The 17,114-nt window shown below is 68.9% G+C and carries 22 protein-coding genes; 9 read left to right on the top strand and 13 right to left on the bottom strand.

All coding sequences use genetic code 11. The features are described from left to right. The coding region (gene hemN, locus AAG801_RS30705) for an oxygen-independent coproporphyrinogen III oxidase (RefSeq protein WP_341891788.1) at positions 1 to 884 on the bottom strand (884 nt) is incomplete at its 3' end. Positions 885 to 967: 83 nt separating this feature from the next. Between hemN and fnr the strand changes: the two genes are divergently transcribed. Continuing rightward, positions 968 to 1,711, top strand: coding sequence for a fumarate/nitrate reduction transcriptional regulator Fnr (gene fnr, locus AAG801_RS30700; protein WP_341891787.1), 744 nt, complete (start codon positions 968 to 970; stop codon positions 1,709 to 1,711). A gap of 21 nt (positions 1,712 to 1,732) precedes the next feature. On the opposite strand, the gene AAG801_RS30695 is transcribed toward fnr, so the two are convergent. The 9 genes from AAG801_RS30695 to AAG801_RS30655 are packed head-to-tail and all read right to left on the bottom strand — an operon-like array spanning position 1,733 to position 9,575. Then, positions 1,733 to 2,014, bottom strand: coding sequence for a hypothetical protein (locus tag AAG801_RS30695; RefSeq protein WP_341891786.1), 282 nt, complete (start codon positions 2,012 to 2,014; stop codon positions 1,733 to 1,735). A 1-nt stretch (position 2,015) separates the two neighbouring features. Further along, a complete protein-coding gene (locus AAG801_RS30690) occupies positions 2,016 to 2,273 on the bottom strand; it encodes a nitrogen fixation protein FixH (protein WP_341891785.1) in 258 nt (85 codons plus the stop codon). Between the two features lie 29 nt (positions 2,274 to 2,302). Then, on the bottom strand, positions 2,303 to 3,787 hold the full coding sequence (gene ccoG / locus AAG801_RS30685) for a cytochrome c oxidase accessory protein CcoG (protein ID WP_341891784.1): 1,485 nt from the start codon (positions 3,785 to 3,787) through the stop codon (positions 2,303 to 2,305). Positions 3,788 to 3,798: 11 nt separating this feature from the next. Next, the gene (gene ccoP / locus AAG801_RS30680; RefSeq protein ID WP_341891783.1) at positions 3,799 to 4,716 is read right to left on the bottom strand and encodes a cytochrome-c oxidase, cbb3-type subunit III; all 918 of its coding nucleotides are present in this window, start codon (positions 4,714 to 4,716) and stop codon (positions 3,799 to 3,801) included. Continuing rightward, positions 4,713 to 4,889, bottom strand: a complete 177-nt coding sequence (locus AAG801_RS30675; RefSeq protein WP_341891782.1) for a cbb3-type cytochrome c oxidase subunit 3 — start codon at positions 4,887 to 4,889, stop codon at positions 4,713 to 4,715. The genes ccoP and AAG801_RS30675 overlap by 4 nt, the downstream gene beginning before the upstream one ends. A gap of 12 nt (positions 4,890 to 4,901) precedes the next feature. Continuing rightward, positions 4,902 to 5,543, bottom strand: a complete 642-nt coding sequence (gene ccoO, locus AAG801_RS30670) for a cytochrome-c oxidase, cbb3-type subunit II (RefSeq protein WP_341891781.1) — start codon at positions 5,541 to 5,543, stop codon at positions 4,902 to 4,904. Positions 5,544 to 5,564: 21 nt separating this feature from the next. Next, entirely contained in the window at positions 5,565 to 7,013 is a 1,449-nt protein-coding gene (ccoN, locus tag AAG801_RS30665; RefSeq protein WP_341891780.1) for a cytochrome-c oxidase, cbb3-type subunit I, read from the bottom strand. Positions 7,014 to 7,071: 58 nt separating this feature from the next. Then, entirely contained in the window at positions 7,072 to 7,263 is a 192-nt protein-coding gene (gene ccoS / locus AAG801_RS30660) for a cbb3-type cytochrome oxidase assembly protein CcoS (protein WP_341891779.1), read from the bottom strand. 5 nt (positions 7,264 to 7,268) lie between these two features. Next, complete coding sequence (locus AAG801_RS30655; protein ID WP_341891778.1) at positions 7,269 to 9,575, bottom strand: cation-translocating P-type ATPase; 2,307 nt, start codon at positions 9,573 to 9,575, stop codon at positions 7,269 to 7,271. Between the two features lie 34 nt (positions 9,576 to 9,609). Between AAG801_RS30655 and AAG801_RS30650 the strand changes: the two genes are divergently transcribed. After that, positions 9,610 to 10,062, top strand: a complete 453-nt coding sequence (locus AAG801_RS30650) for a DUF192 domain-containing protein (protein WP_341891777.1) — start codon at positions 9,610 to 9,612, stop codon at positions 10,060 to 10,062. Positions 10,063 to 10,130: 68 nt separating this feature from the next. Here AAG801_RS30650 and AAG801_RS30645 read toward each other — a convergent pair whose 3' ends face one another. From AAG801_RS30645 to AAG801_RS30635, 3 genes are all read right to left on the bottom strand, one after another. Continuing rightward, complete coding sequence (locus AAG801_RS30645; RefSeq protein WP_341891776.1) at positions 10,131 to 10,718, bottom strand: Fe-Mn family superoxide dismutase; 588 nt, start codon at positions 10,716 to 10,718, stop codon at positions 10,131 to 10,133. 85 nt (positions 10,719 to 10,803) lie between these two features. After that, positions 10,804 to 12,105: an exodeoxyribonuclease VII large subunit gene (gene xseA, locus AAG801_RS30640; protein WP_341891775.1), complete on the bottom strand. Its 1,302-nt coding sequence runs from the start codon at positions 12,103 to 12,105 to the stop codon at positions 10,804 to 10,806. After that, a complete protein-coding gene (locus tag AAG801_RS30635) occupies positions 12,098 to 12,220 on the bottom strand; it encodes a hypothetical protein (RefSeq protein WP_341891774.1) in 123 nt (40 codons plus the stop codon). The genes xseA and AAG801_RS30635 overlap by 8 nt, the downstream gene beginning before the upstream one ends. Before the next feature lie 231 nt (positions 12,221 to 12,451). On the opposite strand from AAG801_RS30635, the gene AAG801_RS30630 reads away from it, so the two are divergent. From AAG801_RS30630 to AAG801_RS30600, 7 genes are all read left to right on the top strand, one after another. Continuing rightward, the gene (locus AAG801_RS30630; RefSeq protein ID WP_341891773.1) at positions 12,452 to 13,090 is read left to right on the top strand and encodes a MotA/TolQ/ExbB proton channel family protein; all 639 of its coding nucleotides are present in this window, start codon (positions 12,452 to 12,454) and stop codon (positions 13,088 to 13,090) included. Positions 13,091 to 13,103: 13 nt separating this feature from the next. Further along, positions 13,104 to 13,529, top strand: a complete 426-nt coding sequence (locus tag AAG801_RS30625) for a biopolymer transporter ExbD (protein ID WP_341891789.1) — start codon at positions 13,104 to 13,106, stop codon at positions 13,527 to 13,529. A 14-nt stretch (positions 13,530 to 13,543) separates the two neighbouring features. Further along, positions 13,544 to 14,581 carry a tetraacyldisaccharide 4'-kinase gene (lpxK, locus tag AAG801_RS30620; protein ID WP_341891772.1) on the top strand — a complete coding sequence of 346 codons (1,038 nt, stop codon included), beginning with the start codon at positions 13,544 to 13,546 and terminating at the stop codon, positions 14,579 to 14,581. A gap of 4 nt (positions 14,582 to 14,585) precedes the next feature. Continuing rightward, positions 14,586 to 14,777 carry a Trm112 family protein gene (locus AAG801_RS30615; RefSeq protein ID WP_341891771.1) on the top strand — a complete coding sequence of 64 codons (192 nt, stop codon included), beginning with the start codon at positions 14,586 to 14,588 and terminating at the stop codon, positions 14,775 to 14,777. Further along, entirely contained in the window at positions 14,774 to 15,529 is a 756-nt protein-coding gene (gene kdsB / locus AAG801_RS30610) for a 3-deoxy-manno-octulosonate cytidylyltransferase (protein WP_341891770.1), read from the top strand. Before AAG801_RS30615 ends, kdsB begins: the two co-directional genes overlap by 4 nt. A 141-nt stretch (positions 15,530 to 15,670) precedes the next feature. Then, complete coding sequence (adk, locus tag AAG801_RS30605; protein WP_341891769.1) at positions 15,671 to 16,324, top strand: adenylate kinase; 654 nt, start codon at positions 15,671 to 15,673, stop codon at positions 16,322 to 16,324. Positions 16,325 to 16,335: 11 nt separating this feature from the next. Then, entirely contained in the window at positions 16,336 to 17,094 is a 759-nt protein-coding gene (locus tag AAG801_RS30600) for a 3-hydroxyacyl-CoA dehydrogenase (protein WP_341891768.1), read from the top strand. Positions 17,095 to 17,114 lie beyond the last annotated feature (20 nt).

Below are 17,114 nucleotides of genomic sequence, written 5' to 3'. Positions count from 1 at the left end.
TAGCCGTGGCCGACGAAGCCGGCGATCGAGTTCGACAGCATCGTCACCTTGTCGGCCGCCGGCGGCAGCGCGGCGGAGTCGATTCGGCGCTGCGGCTTGAAGCGCTGCGGCAGGTGCGCGTAGGAGTACAGCGCGATGCGCTCGGGGCGCAGTTCCGCGACCTGCTCGATGGTGCGGCGAAGCGACTCCGGCGTCTGCTTCGGCAGCCCGTAGATCAGGTCGACGTTGGTGGACTCGAAGCCGAGTTCCCGCGCCGTGCTCATCAGGTCGGCGACCATCTCCCGGCTCTGCACGCGGTGCACCGCCTGCTGGACCGCGGGGTCGAAGTCCTGTACGCCGAAGCTCAGGCGATTGAAGCCGATCTCCTTGAGGTGGGCGAGTCGCTGCGCGTTCACCGTGCGCGGGTCGACCTCGATCGAGTTCTCCGCACCCGGGGCGAGGCGGAAGGCCTGGCTCAGCGTGCCCATCAGCCGGCTCAGCTCGGCGTCGCTCAGGAAGGTCGGCGAGCCGCCGCCGAAGTGCAGTTGCGACACCGACTGCCCGGCGCCCAGGCGGTCCACGTGCAGCGAGATCTCTTTCTCGAGCACGTCGAGGTATTCGCCGGCGCGTTCGTGGTGCCGGGTGATGACCTTGTTGCAGCCGCAGTAGTAGCACAGCGACTCGCAGAACGGGATGTGCACGTAGATCGACAGCGGGCTCGCGCCGCCGATCACGCCGGCGCCGTCCGCGCGCTGGTCGAGCGCACGCGCATAGTCCTCCGGGCCGAAGGCATCGACGAAGCGGTCGGCGGTTGGATAGGAGGTGTAGCGCGGGCCGTTCACGTCGAGCCGGCGCAACAGCTCTTCGGTGACGACAGGGCGCTCGGTGTGGGTAGTGGTCAGCATGGACACACACTGTGCCTTGCCGTCGGTCAAGCGCCTTGACGTGCATCAACGGCATTTCACCTGGGCAATCGGAGAATGAATTCATGAGTTCCACCACTCCCGTCGTGCCGATCCGGACGGAGGCCTTCAAGGTCGCCTGTTCCAATTGCAACCTGCGCGAGCTGTGCCTGCCCGTCGGCCTGTCGGACCCCGACCTCGAACGGCTCGACGAACTGGTCGCCAAGCGACGCTCGGTGACGCGCGGCGACGCGCTGTTCCGCGCCGGCGATTCGTTCCAGTCGCTGTACGCGGTGCGCACCGGCTTCTTCAAGACCTGCGTGTCGTCGGAGGATGGCCGCGACCAGGTCACGGGCTTCCAGATGGCCGGCGAACTGCTCGGCCTGGACGGCATCAGCCACGACCGCCACAACTGCGATGCGATTGCGCTGGAGGACTCGCAGGTCTGCGTGATCCCCTTCGGCCAGCTCGAGGAACTGTCGCGCGACTTCACGCCGCTGCAGCACCAGTTCCACAAGATCATGAGCCGCGAGATCGTGCGCGACCACGGCATGATGCTGCTGCTGGGCAGCATGCGCGCCGAGGAGCGCCTCGCCGCCTTCCTGCTCAACCTGACGCAGCGCCTGCAGGCGCGCGGCTTCTCGGCCTCGTCGCTGATCCTGCGCATGACGCGCGAGGAGATCGGCAGCTACCTCGGCCTCAAGCTCGAGACCGTCAGCCGCACTTTCTCGAAGTTCCAGGACGACGGGCTGCTGGAGGTCAAGCAGCGCCACATCCGCATCCTCGACGAAGCCGGCCTGCGCCAGCTGATCAGCAGCGCCGCCTGCTGAGGCGGCTTCCGCGGCGGCGATTCAGCGCGGCCAGCCCCGGCCGCGGTCTTCGTTGATGTCTTCCGGGCTGGTGGCCAGCAGCGCGGTGAGTGCGCCGGCCACCGAGATAACGCCCCAGAAGATCAGGAAGGTCACGGTGTAGACCGCCTGAGTCGACCAGTTCAGTGCCTCGCCGCCGAACCAGTGCAGATCCCCTGGGTCGACGACGACGAAGACCAGCATCTCCAGCACGCCGGCCATCAGGAAGGCCGGCCAGAGGATGGTCAGCGCGCGTTGCTTCAAGACGGCGGCGGTGTACTGCATCTCAGCGTTGCGGCGTGGCCGCGTGGTTGCGGCCCTGCTGCGCCGGTGCCAGTGCGTCCTTCGGGCTGAGCTTGGGCGCCATGTTGTCGCCCGGCCGGATCTCGCCCTGCGGCGTGGTGGTGATGACCGGGTCGATGTGCTTCCAGGCAATCACGGCCGTGGCCACGCTCGCCACCACCACCGACAGCGGCCCGCCGACCACCATCCACACCATCGGCACGCGCCACCAGGCGACCGGCTTGTTGTTGTCATTGGCCATGTGCAGATCCCTTTCTCTTTCAGCGTCTGTCAGCGCGGCACGACGAAGGTGGACTTCTCGCGCACCGCGACCTCGCCGCCGGAGCCGTCCGGCAATCGGGTGATGGTGAATCGTAGTGGGTGGGCGCCGGCGCCCAGCGCCGCGGCGGTCTCGGGCGGCAGTTGCACCGCCACCGGCACCCAGCGCGCTTCGGTGGAGCCGACCTCGACCTCCGCCTTCGAGGCGATGCGCGCGCCGTTCAGGCCTTCGACCTCGATGCGGAAGCGCTGCGGCCGTTCGGCGGCGTTCATCAGCTGCAGCCGGTAGACGTTCTCGATGCGGCCTTCGTCGACCAGCCGCGCCAGGGCGCCGCGGTCTCGCACCACGTCGACGCGGAACGGCGTTCGCAGGTACAGGCTGGCGGCGAAGGCGGCGACGATGACGATCATGATGGCCGTGTAGACCAGCACGCGCGGGCGCAGCACGCGGCGCAGCATCTGCTCCTTCGTCCACCCCTTGTCGATGCCGTTCTGCGTGGCGTAGCGGATCAGCCCGCGCGGGTAGTTCATCTTGTCCATCACGCTGTCGCAGACGTCGATGCACGCCGCGCAGCCGATGCATTCGTACTGCAGCCCCTTGCGGATGTCGATGCCGGTCGGGCAGACCTGGACGCACAGCGTGCAGTCGATGCACTCGCCCTTGCCGGCCGGCTTCAGCGCCTCGTGAGCCATCGACTTCGGACGCGAACCGCGCGGCTCGCCTCGCGCCGTGTCGTAGCTGATGATCATCGTGTCGTGGTCGAACATCGCGCTCTGGAAGCGCGCGTACGGGCACATGTACTTGCAGACCTGCTCGCGCATGTAGCCGGCATTGCCGTAGGTCGCGAAGCCGTAGAACAGGATCCAGAACCACTCCCACGGCCCGAAGCCGAGCGTCGCGGCTTCCGCGGCGAGCGTGCGGATCGGCGTGAAGTAACCGACGAAGGTGAAGCCGGTCCACAGGCCGAACAGGATCCACACCGCCTGCTTGCCGCCCTTGCGCGCCAGCTTCTCGCCGGTCCACGGCCCCGCATCGAGCTTCATGCGCTTGGCACGGTCACCCTCGATGCGGTTCTCGAACCACATGTAGATCTCGGTGTAGACCGTCTGCGGGCAGGCGTAGCCGCACCACAGGCGGCCGGCCACCGCGGTGAACAGGAACAGGCCGTAGGCCGAGAGGATCAGCAGGCCCGTCAGGTAGATGAAGTCCTGCGGGTAGAGAACGAGGCCGCCGATGTAGAAGCGGCGCGCCCCGAGGTCGAACAGAACCGCCTGGCGGTCGTTCCACTGCAGCCAGGGCAGCCCGTAGAACAGGATCTGGGTGCCCCAGACGAGCACCCAGCGCCAGGTCGCGAACCAGCCGCTGACCGCACGGGCGTAGATCTTCTTCTGCGCGGCGTAGAGCGAGACGATCTCGCCGGCCGCATCGGGAGCGCCGACCCCCGGGGCGGCGGCTTTCGGGGCGGCCGCCGCCGCGGCCGCGTGCGTGTCAGACATTCAGGCTTCCGTCACTGCGCCGCCGAGCCAGCCTGCGCAAGGTTCCAGACATAGGCAGACAGCACGTGGATCTGCTCCGGCGTCATGCGCGAGGCCTGTGCCGGCATCACGTTGTTCTTTCCGCCGTTGACCATCGCCACGATCGTCTGCTCGCCCCAGCCATGCAGCCAGACCTTGTCGGTCAGGTTGGGCGCGCCCAGGGCCTTGTTGCCCTTGCCGTCCGCGCCATGGCAGGCCGCGCAGGCACCGAACTTCGGCTTGCCGAGTTGCGCGGCCAGTTCGTTGTGCGGGCTGCCCGACAGGCTCAGCACATAGTGGGCGACGTTCTTCACGTCTTCCGCCGTACCGACCGCGGCGGCCATCGGCGGCATCACACCCTGGCGGCCGTTGGTGATGGTGGCCTTCACCGAGTCGAACGAATCGGTCGCCAGGCGCGAGGCCACCGGCAGCGTCAGGTTGGGGAAGCCCTTGCTGCCCTTCGCGTCCGAGCCGTGGCACTGCGCGCAGTTGTTGATGTACAGCCGCTCGCCGATCGCCATCGCCTGCGCATCCTTGGCCAGCGCCTCGGGTGTCTGGCTGGTGAACTTGGCGTACAGCGGCGCCATCGCCGCCTGCGCCTTGGCCTGCTCGGCGTCGTACTGGCCGGTGCTGCTCCAGCCCAGCTTGCCGGCGGCGTTGCCCAGGCCCGGGTAGAGCACCAGGTAGAGGCCGGCAAAGACCACGGTCAGCACGAACAGGCCCATCCACCAGCGCGGCAGCGGGTTGTTGAGTTCACGCAGGTCACCGTCCCAGACGTGGCCGGTGGTGTTGTCCTGCGCCATGACCTTGCGCTTGCTGGCCACGATCAGCAGGCCGAGGCAGGCCACGAGGCCGAGGATGGTGACGGCGGCGATGAAGATCGACCAGCCGTTGTTGACGAAGTCGCTCATTGTTGATTTCCTCCACGCGAGGCGCCCTCGGCGCCCTGCTCTTCGGCGAACGGCAGTTGTGCTGCCTCGTCGAACCCTGCACGGTTGCTGCGCGACCAGGCCCACGCGACGATGCCCAGGAAGGCAATCAGCGAGACCACGGTCACGACGCTTCTGAGGTCATTGACGTCCATGATCGATCTCCCTCACTTGGCCGCCGCCGCTGCCGCGGACGCGGTACCCAGCACCTGAAGGTAGGCGATCACCGCCTCCATCTCGGTCTTGCCCTTGACCTCGTCGCCGGACTTGGCGATCTCGTCGTCGCTGTAGGGCACGCCGACCATGCGCAGCGCCTTCATCTTCGGCGCCATGTCGGCCGGGTTCACGCTGGCCTTCTCGAGCCACGGGTAGGCCGGCATGTTCGATTCCGGCACCAGATCGCGCGGGTTGATCAGGTGGATGCGGTGCCAGTCGTCGCTGTACTTGCCGCCGACGCGGTGCAGGTCCGGGCCGGTGCGCTTGCTGCCCCACTGGAACGGGTGGTCGTAGACGAACTCGCCGGCCTTGGAGTAGTCGCCGTAGCGCAGCGTCTCGGCGCGGAACGGACGGATCATCTGCGAGTGGCAGTTGTAGCAGCCTTCGCGGATGTAGACGTCGCGCCCGGCCAGCTGCAGCGCGGTGTAGGGCTTGAGGCCCGGCACCGGCTCGGTGGTCGACTTCTGGAAGAACAGCGGCACGATCTCGACGATGCCGCCCACTGCCACGACCAGCAGGATCAGCACGATCATCAGGAAGTTGTTGGTCTCGATCTTCTCGTGGGAGAGACCGGTGGCTTGGTTGTTGGCCATTTGTTCGGTACTCCGTTGGGATCAGGCGTGGGCGGCGACGGCCGGCACGGGCACCGGCTCGTACTTGCCGGAGGTGGCCGTCTTGATGACGTTCCAGCCCATGATCAGCATGCCGGTCAGGTACAGCACCCCGCCGAGCAGGCGGATCACGTAGAACGGGAAGGTCGCCTTCACGCTCTCGACGAAGCTGTAGACCAGCGTGCCGTCCGGGTTGATGGCGCGCCACATCAGGCCCTGCATCACGCCGGCGATCCACATCGCGGCGATGTACAGCACGATGCCGATGGTGGCGATCCAGAAGTGCAGCTCGATGGCGCGCGTGCTGTACATCGTCTTGCGGCCGAACATGCGCGGGATCAGGTAGTACAGCGTGCCCATCGACACCAGGCCCACCCAGCCGAGCGCGCCGCTGTGCACGTGGCCGACCGTCCAGTCGGTGTAGTGCGACAGCGCGTTGACGGTCTTGATCGACATCATCGGGCCCTCGAAGGTCGACATGCCGTAGAACGACAGCGACACGATCAGGAACTTCAGGATCGGGTCGTCACGCAGTTTGTGCCAGGCGCCCGACAGGGTCATGATGCCGTTGATCATGCCGCCCCAGGACGGCGCCAGCAGCACCAGCGAGAACAGCATGCCCACGCTCTGCGCCCAGTCGGGCAGCGCGGTGTAGTGCAGGTGGTGCGGGCCGGCCCACATGTACGTGAAGATCAGCGCCCAGAAGTGCACGATCGACAGGCGATACGAGTACACCGGGCGCTCGGCCTGCTTCGGGATGAAGTAGTACATCATCCCGAGGAAGCCCGCGGTCAGGAAGAAGCCGACCGCATTGTGGCCGTACCACCACTGCACCATCGCGTCCTGCACGCCGGCATAGGCCGAGTAGCTCTTGGTCAGGCTCACCGGAATGGCGGCGCTGTTGACGATGTGCAGCAGCGCGACCGTCAGGATGAACGCGCCGAAGAACCAGTTGGCCACGTAGATGTGGCGCACCTTGCGCACGCCGATCGTGCCGAAGAAGACGATCGCGTAGGACACCCAGGCGACGGCGATCAACAGGTCGATCGGCCACTCCAGCTCGGCATACTCCTTGGCCTGCGTGAAGCCCAGCGGCAAAGACACCGCCGCGGCCACGATGACCAGTTGCCAGGCCCAGAAGGTGAACCAGGCCAGCTTGCCGGCGAACAGCGGCACCTGCGAGGTGCGCTGCACGACGTAGTAGCTCGACGCGAACAGCACGCAGCCACCGAAGGCGAAGATCACCGCGTTGGTGTGCAGCGGCCGCAGGCGGCCGTAGCTGAGCCAGGAGATGCCCAGGTTGAGCTCGGGCCAGGTCAGCTGCGCGGCGATGATGACGCCGACCAGCATGCCCACGATGCCCCATAGCACGGCGGCGAGCGAGAACGCTCGTACCACTCCGTCGTCGTAGACCGGCCCCCCGTGCGGCGCGGCCGATGTGTTGTTGACCATCGGGAGATCTCCTTCCTTGGGTGTCATTTACTCGATGAAACCATTGTTCCGCGCAGGGTCATTGGCGGGATTGATCGCTATCAACGTTTGCCGAAGCCTGTCGCGCGGCTGTCTCATCGGCGCTCAGGATGCGTTCGCCCTCGCGCTCGAGATCGTCGAACTGCCCGGCGTTGAGCGCCCACGCGAAGATGCCGATCACCGCAAACACCAGCACCACCGACAGCGGGATCAGCATGTAGAGGATGTCCATGCCGTTCAGGCCTCGTCGCCATAATTGCCGTCAATGCGCGCCACCCGCAGCGCATTGAGCACCACCAGCAGCGAACTCGATGCCATGCCGATGCCCGCAGCCCAGGGCGGCAGCCAGCCGATCAATGCGAGCGGCACGCAGGCTGCGTTGTAGATCACCGACCAGCTCAGGTTCTGGCGGATCACGCGCAGCGTGCGCTGTGCCTGGCGGCGCGCCAGCGCCACATCGGCCAGGCGCTCGCCGAGCAGCACCACATCGGCACCGCTGCGCGCCACCGCCGAGCCATGAGCGAAGGCGAAGGAGACGTCGGCGCGCGCCAGCACGGGCGCATCGTTGAGGCCATCACCGACCATCGCGACGCGGCGGCCTTCGGCCTGCCAGGCCGCCACGGCGGCGAGCTTGTCGGCCGGCGTGGCGCCGCCTCGCACGTCGGCGATGGACAGGCGCTGCGCGAGCGCGGCGGCACGCTGCGGCGCGTCGCCGGAAAGCAGCGCGACCCGCAGGCCGTCGCGCTGCAACTGCGCCAGTGTGGCCAGCGCGTCATCGCGCAACTGCTCGCGCAGCGAGAACACGGCGCGCGTGTCGCCGGTCGGCCCGAAGTGCAGCGCGCCGTCGTCCTCGGCCGCAGCGTGCACAGCCGCCGGAACGACCCAGTCGCGCCGGCCGAGACGCCATGCGATGCCGGCCTCGTCACGGGCTTCGAGACCCTGACCCGGATGCTCCTCGACCGCCGTCCATCGGCGCGCGGTGCCGCCCTCGCCGGCCGCCGCCACCAGCGCACGCGAGGCCGGGTGCGTGGACAGCGCGGCCAGCGACGCCGCGCTCGCCAGCAGCGCCTGCTCATCGTCGCCCTCGCGCTGCAGCACAGTCGATGCGAGTTCCAGCCGGTCGCGCGTCAGCGTGCCGGTCTTGTCGAACACCACCGTGTCGATAGCGGCCAGGCCCTCGAGTGCCTCGATGCGCTGCAGCAGCACGCCGCGCCGCGCCAGGCCGCCGGTCGCCGCGAGCAGCGCCGCCGGCGCGGACAGGGACAGTGCACAGGGGCAGGTCACGATCAGCACCGACACCGCCACCCAGACCGCGCGCTGCGGGTCGATGAATGACCAGGCCGCGGCCGCGCCGGCGGCCAGCACCAGCACCGTCCAGAGGAACGGGCCGGCCAGGCGCTCGGCCTGCTGCACGAGGCGCGGGCGCTGCGTCAGCGCGCTGCGCATCAGCGCGACGATGCCGGCCTGCCGGGTGTCCTCGCCCAGGCGCAGCACCTGCATCACCACCGGCGCGCGCAGGTTCAGGCTTCCGGCCACGACCTCGTCGCCACTGTGCTTGGGCACAGGGGCCGATTCGCCGGTGAGCAGTGCTTCGTCGGCCAGCGTGCGGCCTTCGGCCAGCACGCCGTCGGCCGGGAAGGCCTGGCCCGCCGCAACGCGCACGCGATCTCCGGCTGCCAGCCGCGCCACCGCCACACGCTCGACGCTGCCATCCTCGCGCAGCCGCTCGACGCTGTCGGGCAATCGCGCCGTGCCGGCCTCGAGCGACAGCGCCACCTGGTGCCGCGCTCGCAGTTCCAGCCAGCGCCCGCCGAGCAGGAAGAAGACGAACATGGTCAGCGAGTCGAAGTAGACCTCGTGGCCGAAGATGCCGCCCGGGTCGAAGGTGGCGCCCGAACTGGCGACGAAGGTGACCAGGATGCCTACCGAGACCGGCACGTCCATGCCCAGGCGGCGCTGCTTCAGGCTGTTCCAGGCACTGCTGAAGAACGGCCCGGCGGAGAACAGCATCACCGGCAGGCTGAGCACCCAGCTGGCCCACTGCAGCAGGCGCAGCATGTCCGGCGTGATGTCGCCCGGCTCCGACACATAGGCCGGCGTCGCGTACATCATCACCTGCATCATGCAGAAGCCGGCGACGAACATCCGCCACAGCGCCTTGCGCTGCTCGGCCTCGCGCAATGCACGGGCGCTGGCGGCGGCGTCGGGCACGGCGCCGTAGCCGGCGCGGCGCACAGCCTCGACCAGCGCCGAGGCGCGCGTGCGCTGCGGGTCCCAGCGCACCAGCGCCAGCGAGGTGGCGGAATGCACGCGCGCCTCGATCACGCCGTCGACGCCGTGCAGCGCAGTTTCGATCAGCCCGGCGCATGCCGCGCAGTACAGGCCGGACAGGCGGAACTGCGAGGTGGCTTCACGCCGGCCGGCCGGATCCTGCGTCCATGTCGTGAACGCGCCCTGGTTCAGCGGGTCGTCCAGCGCGGCCAGTTCGCCGGATGGCGGGTCAACCGCGACGGCAGCGCTGCGTTCGGTGAGGATGGAAGCCACGGCCATAATCTAGTCGCTGCACCCCCACTTGCGCATGACTTTCATCAAGACAATCATCCTCGCCGCAGCCCTGCCCTGCGCCTTCGCCCTGCCGGCGGCCGCCCAGGACGCTCCCCAGCGGCTGGCCACGACCCGTCTGACCGCGGGCTTCCACCTGATCACGGCCGAGGTGGCGCGCACGCCCGAGCAGCGCGCGATCGGGCTGATGAACCGCCCGTCCATGCCGGTCAACGACGGCATGCTGTTCGTCTTCGATCAGCCCGGTCAGCAGTGCTTCTGGATGAAGAACACGCTGCTGCCGCTGTCGATCGCCTTCCTCGCCGACGACGGCAGCATCGTCAACATCGAGGACATGAAGCCGCAATCGCTGGATTCGCACTGCTCGGCCAAGCCGGTGCGCTATGCCCTCGAAATGAACCAGGGCTGGTTCGCCAGGCGTGCGCTCAAGCCGGGCACGAAGATCACCGGCGCGCCGTTCGGCAACTGACACCGCCCCTTTATGCAGAAGGCCGGTCATCGACCGGCCTTCGTCACTCCAGCGGGGAGAACCGTCGCTCAGGCGAAGTTCTTCTCCGCAAACTCCCAGTTGACCAGCGAGTTCAGGAAGGTCTCGACGTACTTCGGGCGCAGGTTGCGGTAGTCGATGTAGTAGGCGTGCTCCCACACGTCGACGGTCAGCAGCGCCTTGTCGGCGGTGGTCAGCGGCGTGCCGGCGGCGCCGGTGTTGACGATGTCGACGCTGCCGTCGGCCTTCTTCACCAGCCAGGTCCAGCCGGAGCCGAAGTTGCCCACCGCACTCTTGGTGAAGGCCTCCTTGAAGGCAGCGTAGCTGCCCCACTTCGCATTGATCGCCGCGGCCAGCGCGCCCTGGGGCTCGCCGCCGCCGGCCGGCTTCATGCAGTTCCAGAAGAAGGTGTGGTTCCAGATCTGCGCGGCGTTGTTGTAGACCGGGCCGGGGTTCGGCGCCTTCTTGACGATCTCCTCGAGCGTCAGCGCCTCGAACTCGGTGCCCTTCTGCAGGTTGTTGAGGTTCACGACATAGGCGTTGTGGTGCTTGCCGTGGTGGTACTCGAGCGTCTCGCGGCTGTAATGCGGCGCCAGGGCGTCGATCGCGAAGGGCAGCGGCGGCAGGGTGTGTTCCATGGAGTTCCTCTCTCGGTCGGATTGGGGCGGGGTTGAAGCCATTGTAGGCAGGCCGGCAAGGCCTTGCCGGCAGGCGTGGCGCTGCTCAGCGCCGCGGCGCGGGCTCGACGTGGACGACGCTCAGGCCGGCGCGTCCATCGGCCAGCGTGGCCTGCAAGGCCTGGCCCGCCGACAACTGCTGCACCGACTGCAGCACGCGGCCATCGGCATCGGTCAGCCACGCATAACCACGCGCCAGCACATGCTGCGGATCGAGTGCGTCGAGGCGCTGGCCGAACGCATCGAGGCGGCGCGCTCGCGCCTCGTGGTCGACCGCCACTGCACGCAGCAGGCGGCGCGCCAGCGGGTCCAGTTGCATGGCCTGCCGGTCGGCGACACGCCGGCCCGCACCACGCAGCCGCTGCGCGAGCAGCGCAAGCTGCTGGGCGCGCGCGCGCACGCCTTCGAGCGGTCGCGCCAGGCGCAGCGACAGGCCGTCCAGGCGCTGCGCCTGCGTGTCCAGCAGCGCATGCATCCGCTGCGCGGCGCGCCGTTGCAGCACCGCCAGCGCCTCGGCGCAGGCGGCAGTCGATGGCGCAGCCAGTTCCGCCGCTGCGGTGGGCGTCGGCGCGCGCAGGTCGGCGGCCAGGTCGGCCAGCGTGACGTCGGTCTCGTGGCCGACGCCGCAGACCACCGGCAGCGCGCACGCCGCCACGGCACGCACCACACGTTCGTCGTTGAAGGCCCAGAGGTCTTCCAGCGAGCCGCCGCCACGGCACAGCAGCAGCGTGTCGACCTCGCGGCGCGCCGATGCCGTCTCCAGCGCGCGCACCAGCGAGGCTGGCGCCTCGGCGCCCTGCACGAGGCTCGGGTAGACGATCACCTCGACATGCGGGCTGCGCCGCGCCAGCGTGGTCAGCACGTCATGCAGCGCCGCTGCACCGAGCGAGGTGACCACGCCGAGATGGCGCGGATGGGCAGCAATGGCGCGCTTGCGCGCGGCGTCGAACAGGCCCTGCGCCTCCAGCTTGGCCTTCAGGCGCAGGAACTGCTCGAACAGCGCGCCGGCCCCGGCGCGCTGCATGCCCTCGACGACGAACTGCAGCTCGCCACGCGGCTCGTAGACGCCCAGCCGGCCGCGCAGCTCGACGAGTTGCCCGTCGGCCGGCGCGAAGTCGAGCAGGCTCGCAGCGCGGCGGAACATCGCGCAGCGCAGCAGCGCGGCCGCGCCGTCGGCATCCTTCAGGCTGAAGTAGCAGTGGCCGCTGGCAGCGCGCGTGAAGGCCGACAGTTCGCCGCGCACGACGCAGACCGGAAAGCGTGCCGCCAGCGCATCCGACACCGCCTGCACGAGGCCGGCGACGCTCCACACCAGGCGCTCCGACGCGGACGAAAACAGCTCAGCCACGCGCAAAGCCAGCAACGGCGCGGCCCGAGAACTCCACAACACGGCGCCATGCGGGCTGCAGCACCACGATGACCGTCACAGCGCCGTCATGATCGTGCAAGTGCTTGATTTTCATGGATTTATCGCTGCCCAAGTTTTCAGCAATCCAACGCAGCGCGAGATTTCACGCGGCTTTGCGCGATGCCCACCGGGGTTGCCCACAAAGTTATCCACATCAGCGGTGGATTGCGCCGGCATCGATGCGACTGCTGTCTCGCCCGTGGCGCCATCGCACGACCCTTGGTCTATCATCGCGCGTCCCGAAAGACCCGCTTCCGCCGACGAACTCGCCATTGAAAGGGCTCGCTTGTTTTCGATCATACAAGCCGCTGGCTGGCCGATCTGGCCGCTCATCATCTGCTCGATCATCGCTCTGGCGCTGGTGGTGGAGCGCCTGTCCAGCCTGCGCGCCGCGCGCGTCGTGCCGCCTCGCCTGCTCGACGAAGTGCTGTCGGTGACTCGCGCCAATCTGCCCGCGCCCGACGTCGTCAACAAGCTGGCCGACAACTCCATCCTCGGCCGCGTGCTGGCCAGTGGCATCCGCGCGGTGATCGCCGACCCGCGCATCACCGAGGAGACGCTGCGTGGCGCGTTCGAGTCGGCCGGCCGCGCCGCGGTGCACCGCATGGAGAAGTACCTCAACACGCTCGGCACGATCGCGCAGTCGGCGCCCTACCTCGGGCTGCTCGGCACGGTGATCGGGATGATCGAGATCTTTGCGTCGCAGTCGCCCACCGGCAACAACCCGGCGCAACTGGCGCAAGGCATCTCGATCGCGCTGTACAACACCGCCTTCGGCCTGATCGTCGCCATCCCCGCGCTGATCTTCTACCGCTACTTCCGCGGCCTGGTCGAGCAGTACACGCTGGACATGGAACAGGCGGCGAACCGCCTCGTGCCGCACCTGCTGCGCTTCACCGCGCAGCGCGGCACTGCCGCTGCCTGAGGCCGCGATGTCGTTGAACTTCCGCAAGGGTCGGCCCGAGGAACCGGAGATCAACCTGATCCCGTTCATCGACATCCTCCTGGTGGTGCTCATCTTCCTGATGATGTCGACCACCTACTCGAAGTTCACCGAACTGCAGGTGACCCTGCCGGTCGCGGATGCCGAAAAGCTGCGCGAGCGCCCCCGCGAGATCATCGTCGTGGTCAGTGCCGACGGCCGCTACGTGGTCAACCGCAAGCCGGTCGAGGGACGCAGCGTCGAGATCCTCGCCGCAGAGCTGACCTCGGTCGCCGGCGGCGCCAACGATGCCGTCGTCATCGTCTCGGCCGACGCCACCGCCGCGCACCAGAGCGTGGTCAACGTGATGGACGCCGCGCGGCGCGCGGGTCTGCCGCGCCTGACCTTCGCCACCCAGACCTCGGGCGGCGAAGCGCGCTGAAGGCGCCGGCGCCCTTGGCCGACTCCGCCTCGTTCGCGACGCGCCTGCAGCAGGCCTGGCTGGCGCGCGGGCCGCTGGCCATCGCGCTGTTGCCCCTGTCCTGGCTGTTCGGCGGGCTCGTCGGATTGCGACGGGCACTCTATCGGGCGGGCATCCGGCGCAGCGAACGCATCGATGTGCCGGTGCTGGTGGTCGGCAACCTGATCGCCGGCGGCGCCGGCAAGACGCCGACCACGCTGGCACTGCTCGGCCTGCTGCAGCGTGAAGGCTGGGCGCCCGGCGTGGTGTCGCGCGGGCATGGGCGGCGCGCGCAAGGCGTGCTCGACGTCGGTCCGGACACGCCAGCCAGCGAAGCCGGCGACGAGCCGCTGCTGCTGCGCCTGCGCGGCAACGTGCCGGTCTGCGTCGGCAGCGACCGGGTGGCCGCTGCACGGGCATTGCGGGCCCACCATCCGCAGGTCGACATCGTCGTCTGCGACGACGGCCTGCAGCATCTGCGCCTTGGGCGCGACGCACAGGTGCTGGTCTTCGACGAACGCGGTGCCGGCAACGGCTGGCTGCAGCCGGCAGGCCCGCTGCGCGAGCCGATGCCCGTCGGCGTGCCGCCGTGCAGCGTCGTGCTCTACAACGCAGCGCGCGCGAGCACCGCGCTGCCCGGTCACCTGGCGCTGCGTGGCCTGGCCGGCGTCGTCGCGCTCGAGGACTGGTGGCGCGGCGCCAGGCCCGCGCCGAACTCGATCGATGCGCTGCGCGGCCGACCGCTGCTCGCCGTCGCCGGCCTGGCGCGCCCGCAGCGCTTCTTCGCGATGCTGCGCGAGCAGGGCCTGGACATCGGCGAGCATCCGCTTCCCGACCACCATGACTACACGACGCTGCCCTGGCCGCCCGGCACCGCCGACGTCGTGCTGACCGAGAAGGACGCCGTGAAGATCCGCCCTGAGCGTGCGGCGGCCGGCCGCATCTGGGTCGCCGCATTAGACTTCGGCTTCGACGCGGCCTTCGAGCGCGACCTGCTCGCCCTGCTGCCGCCCCGCCCCGCACACCGCGCCTGAGCCCATGGAAACCCGACTGCTCGAACTGCTGGTCTGCCCGATCTGCAAGGGCCCGCTGGAACATCGCCGGCCGCCTATCGACGAACACCACGAACTCGTCTGCCATGCCGACCACCTCGCTTTTCCGGTGCGCGACGGCATCCCGATCCTGCTCGAGAGCGAAGCGCGCCCACTGAGCGACGCGCCGGCGTCGTGAGCTTCACCGTGCTCGTGCCGGCGCGGCTGGCCTCGACGCGCCTGCCGCGCAAGCCGCTGGCCGACATCGGCGGCCTGCCGATGATCGTGCGCGTTGCACAGCGCGCGGCGCTGTCGTCGGCCGCGGCGGTGGTCGTGGCAGCGGACCATGCCGACATCGTCGCCGCCTGCGAGGCCCATGGCGTGCGGGTGGTGCCGACTCGCGCCGACCACGCGACCGGCAGCGACCGCCTCGCCGAAGCCTGCGAGAAGCTGGGCCTGGACGGCGGTGACGTCGTGATCAACGTGCAGGGCGACGAGCCGCTGATCGACCCGGCGCTGATCGACGCCTGCGCTGCGCTGCTCGATCGGCGCGGCGATTGCGTGATGAGCACGGCCGCCCATGCGATCGCGTCGGCCGCCGAACTCGACAACCCGAACGTCGTCAAGGTCGTGCTCGACGCGGCCGGCCGCGCGCTCTACTTCTCGCGCGCACCCATCCCCTGGTGGCGCGACGGGCGTGCCGCCGGCACGGCGCAGATCCAGTCGCCCGCGCCGCTGCGCCACATCGGCCTGTACGGCTACCGTGCCGGCTTCCTGCGCCGCTTCCCGACACTGCCTCCCGCGCCGATCGAGCAGCTCGAATCGCTCGAGCAGTTGCGCGTCCTGTGGCACGGCGAGCGCATCGCGGTGCATGTCACCGACCATGCGCCCGGCCCGGGTGTCGACACGCCCGAAGACCTGGCGCGCGTGCGCGCACTGCTGGCCGCCTGAAGCACGTTCGAGGGCCCTGCGCCCCTGGGGCAAGCGTCAGTTTCGCGCAGGGACGCGCGTGTTATTCTCGTTCGCGAATGACGCGACGAGGGTGCCCCACGTCGTCGTCCCACGCACCATAACGACATTCGAGGCAGACCCATGAGACTCATCCTGTTGGGCGCACCCGGCGCCGGCAAGGGCACCCAGGCGGCGTTCATCTGCAAGCACTTCGGCATCCCGCAGATCTCCACCGGCGACATGCTGCGTGCCGCGGTGAAGGCCGGCACCGAGCTCGGTGTCGCCGCCAAGCGTGTGATGGATTCGGGTGGCTTGGTCAGCGACGACATCATCATCGGCCTCGTCAAGGAACGCATCGCCCAGCCCGACTGTGCGAAGGGCTTCCTGTTCGATGGCTTCCCGCGCACCATCCCGCAGGCCGACGCGATGAAGAGCGCAGGCGTCAAGCTCGACCTCGTGCTCGAGATCGACGTGCCGGATGCGGCCATCATCGAGCGCATGAGCGGCCGTCGCGTGCACGTGGCCTCGGGTCGCACCTATCACGTCAAGTTCAATCCACCGAAGGTTGCCGGCAAGGACGACGTGACCGGCGAGGAACTGATCCAGCGCGACGACGACAAGGAAGAGACGGTGCGCAAGCGCCTCGAGGTCTACCAGAGCCAGACGCGGCCGCTGGTCGACTACTACTCGAAGTGGGCCGCCACGGGCGACGCCGGCGCACCGCGCTACCGCAAGATCGACGGCACCGGCAGCGTCGACGAGATCACCGCACGCGCACTCGCCGCGCTGAACTGAGGAAGCGTCGCATGGACATCGCAGGCAAGGTCTTCATCGTCACCGGCGGCGCGTCCGGCCTGGGCGAAGGCACGGCGCGCATGCTGGCCGCGAACGGCGGCAAGGTGGTCATCGCCGACCTGCAGGCCGACAAGGGCGAGGCGATCGCGAAGGAACTTGGCGGTGTGTTCGTCAAGTGCGACGTCAGCCAGGAGGCCGACGGCCAGGCTGCCGTGGCCGCGGCGCTCAAGCTGGGCAAGCTGATGGGCCTGGTCAACTGTGCCGGCATCGCACCGGCGGCCAAGACCGTGGGCAAGGATGGCGCCCATGCGCTGGCGCTGTTCGCCAAGGTGATCACCGTCAACCTGGTCGGCAGCTTCAACATGATCCGCCTGGCCGCCGAGGCGATGGCGAAGAACGAGCCGGAGTCCACTGGCGAGCGCGGCGTGCTGATCTCGACCGCCAGCGTGGCCGCCTTCGACGGCCAGATCGGCCAGGCAGCCTACTCCGCGTCCAAGGGTGGCGTGGTCGGCATGACGCTGCCGATCGCGCGCGACCTGGCGCGCAACGGCATCCGCAACATGACGATCGCGCCGGGCATCTTCGGCACGCCGATGCTGTTCTCGATGCCGAAGGAAGTGCAGGACGCGCTGGCCGCCGGCGTGCCCTTCCCGAGCCGCCTCGGCACGCCCGAGGACTATGCCAAGCTGGTGCACCAGATCGTCACCAACGACATGCTCAACGGCGAGGTGATCCGCCTCGACGGCGCGAGCCGCCTGGCGCCGAAGTGAAGTCGCGGGGGCGGGGGGTG

It is taken from the genome of Variovorax sp. YR752 (assembly GCF_943372545.1).
This window is presented reverse-complemented; position numbering and strand designations above follow the sequence as displayed.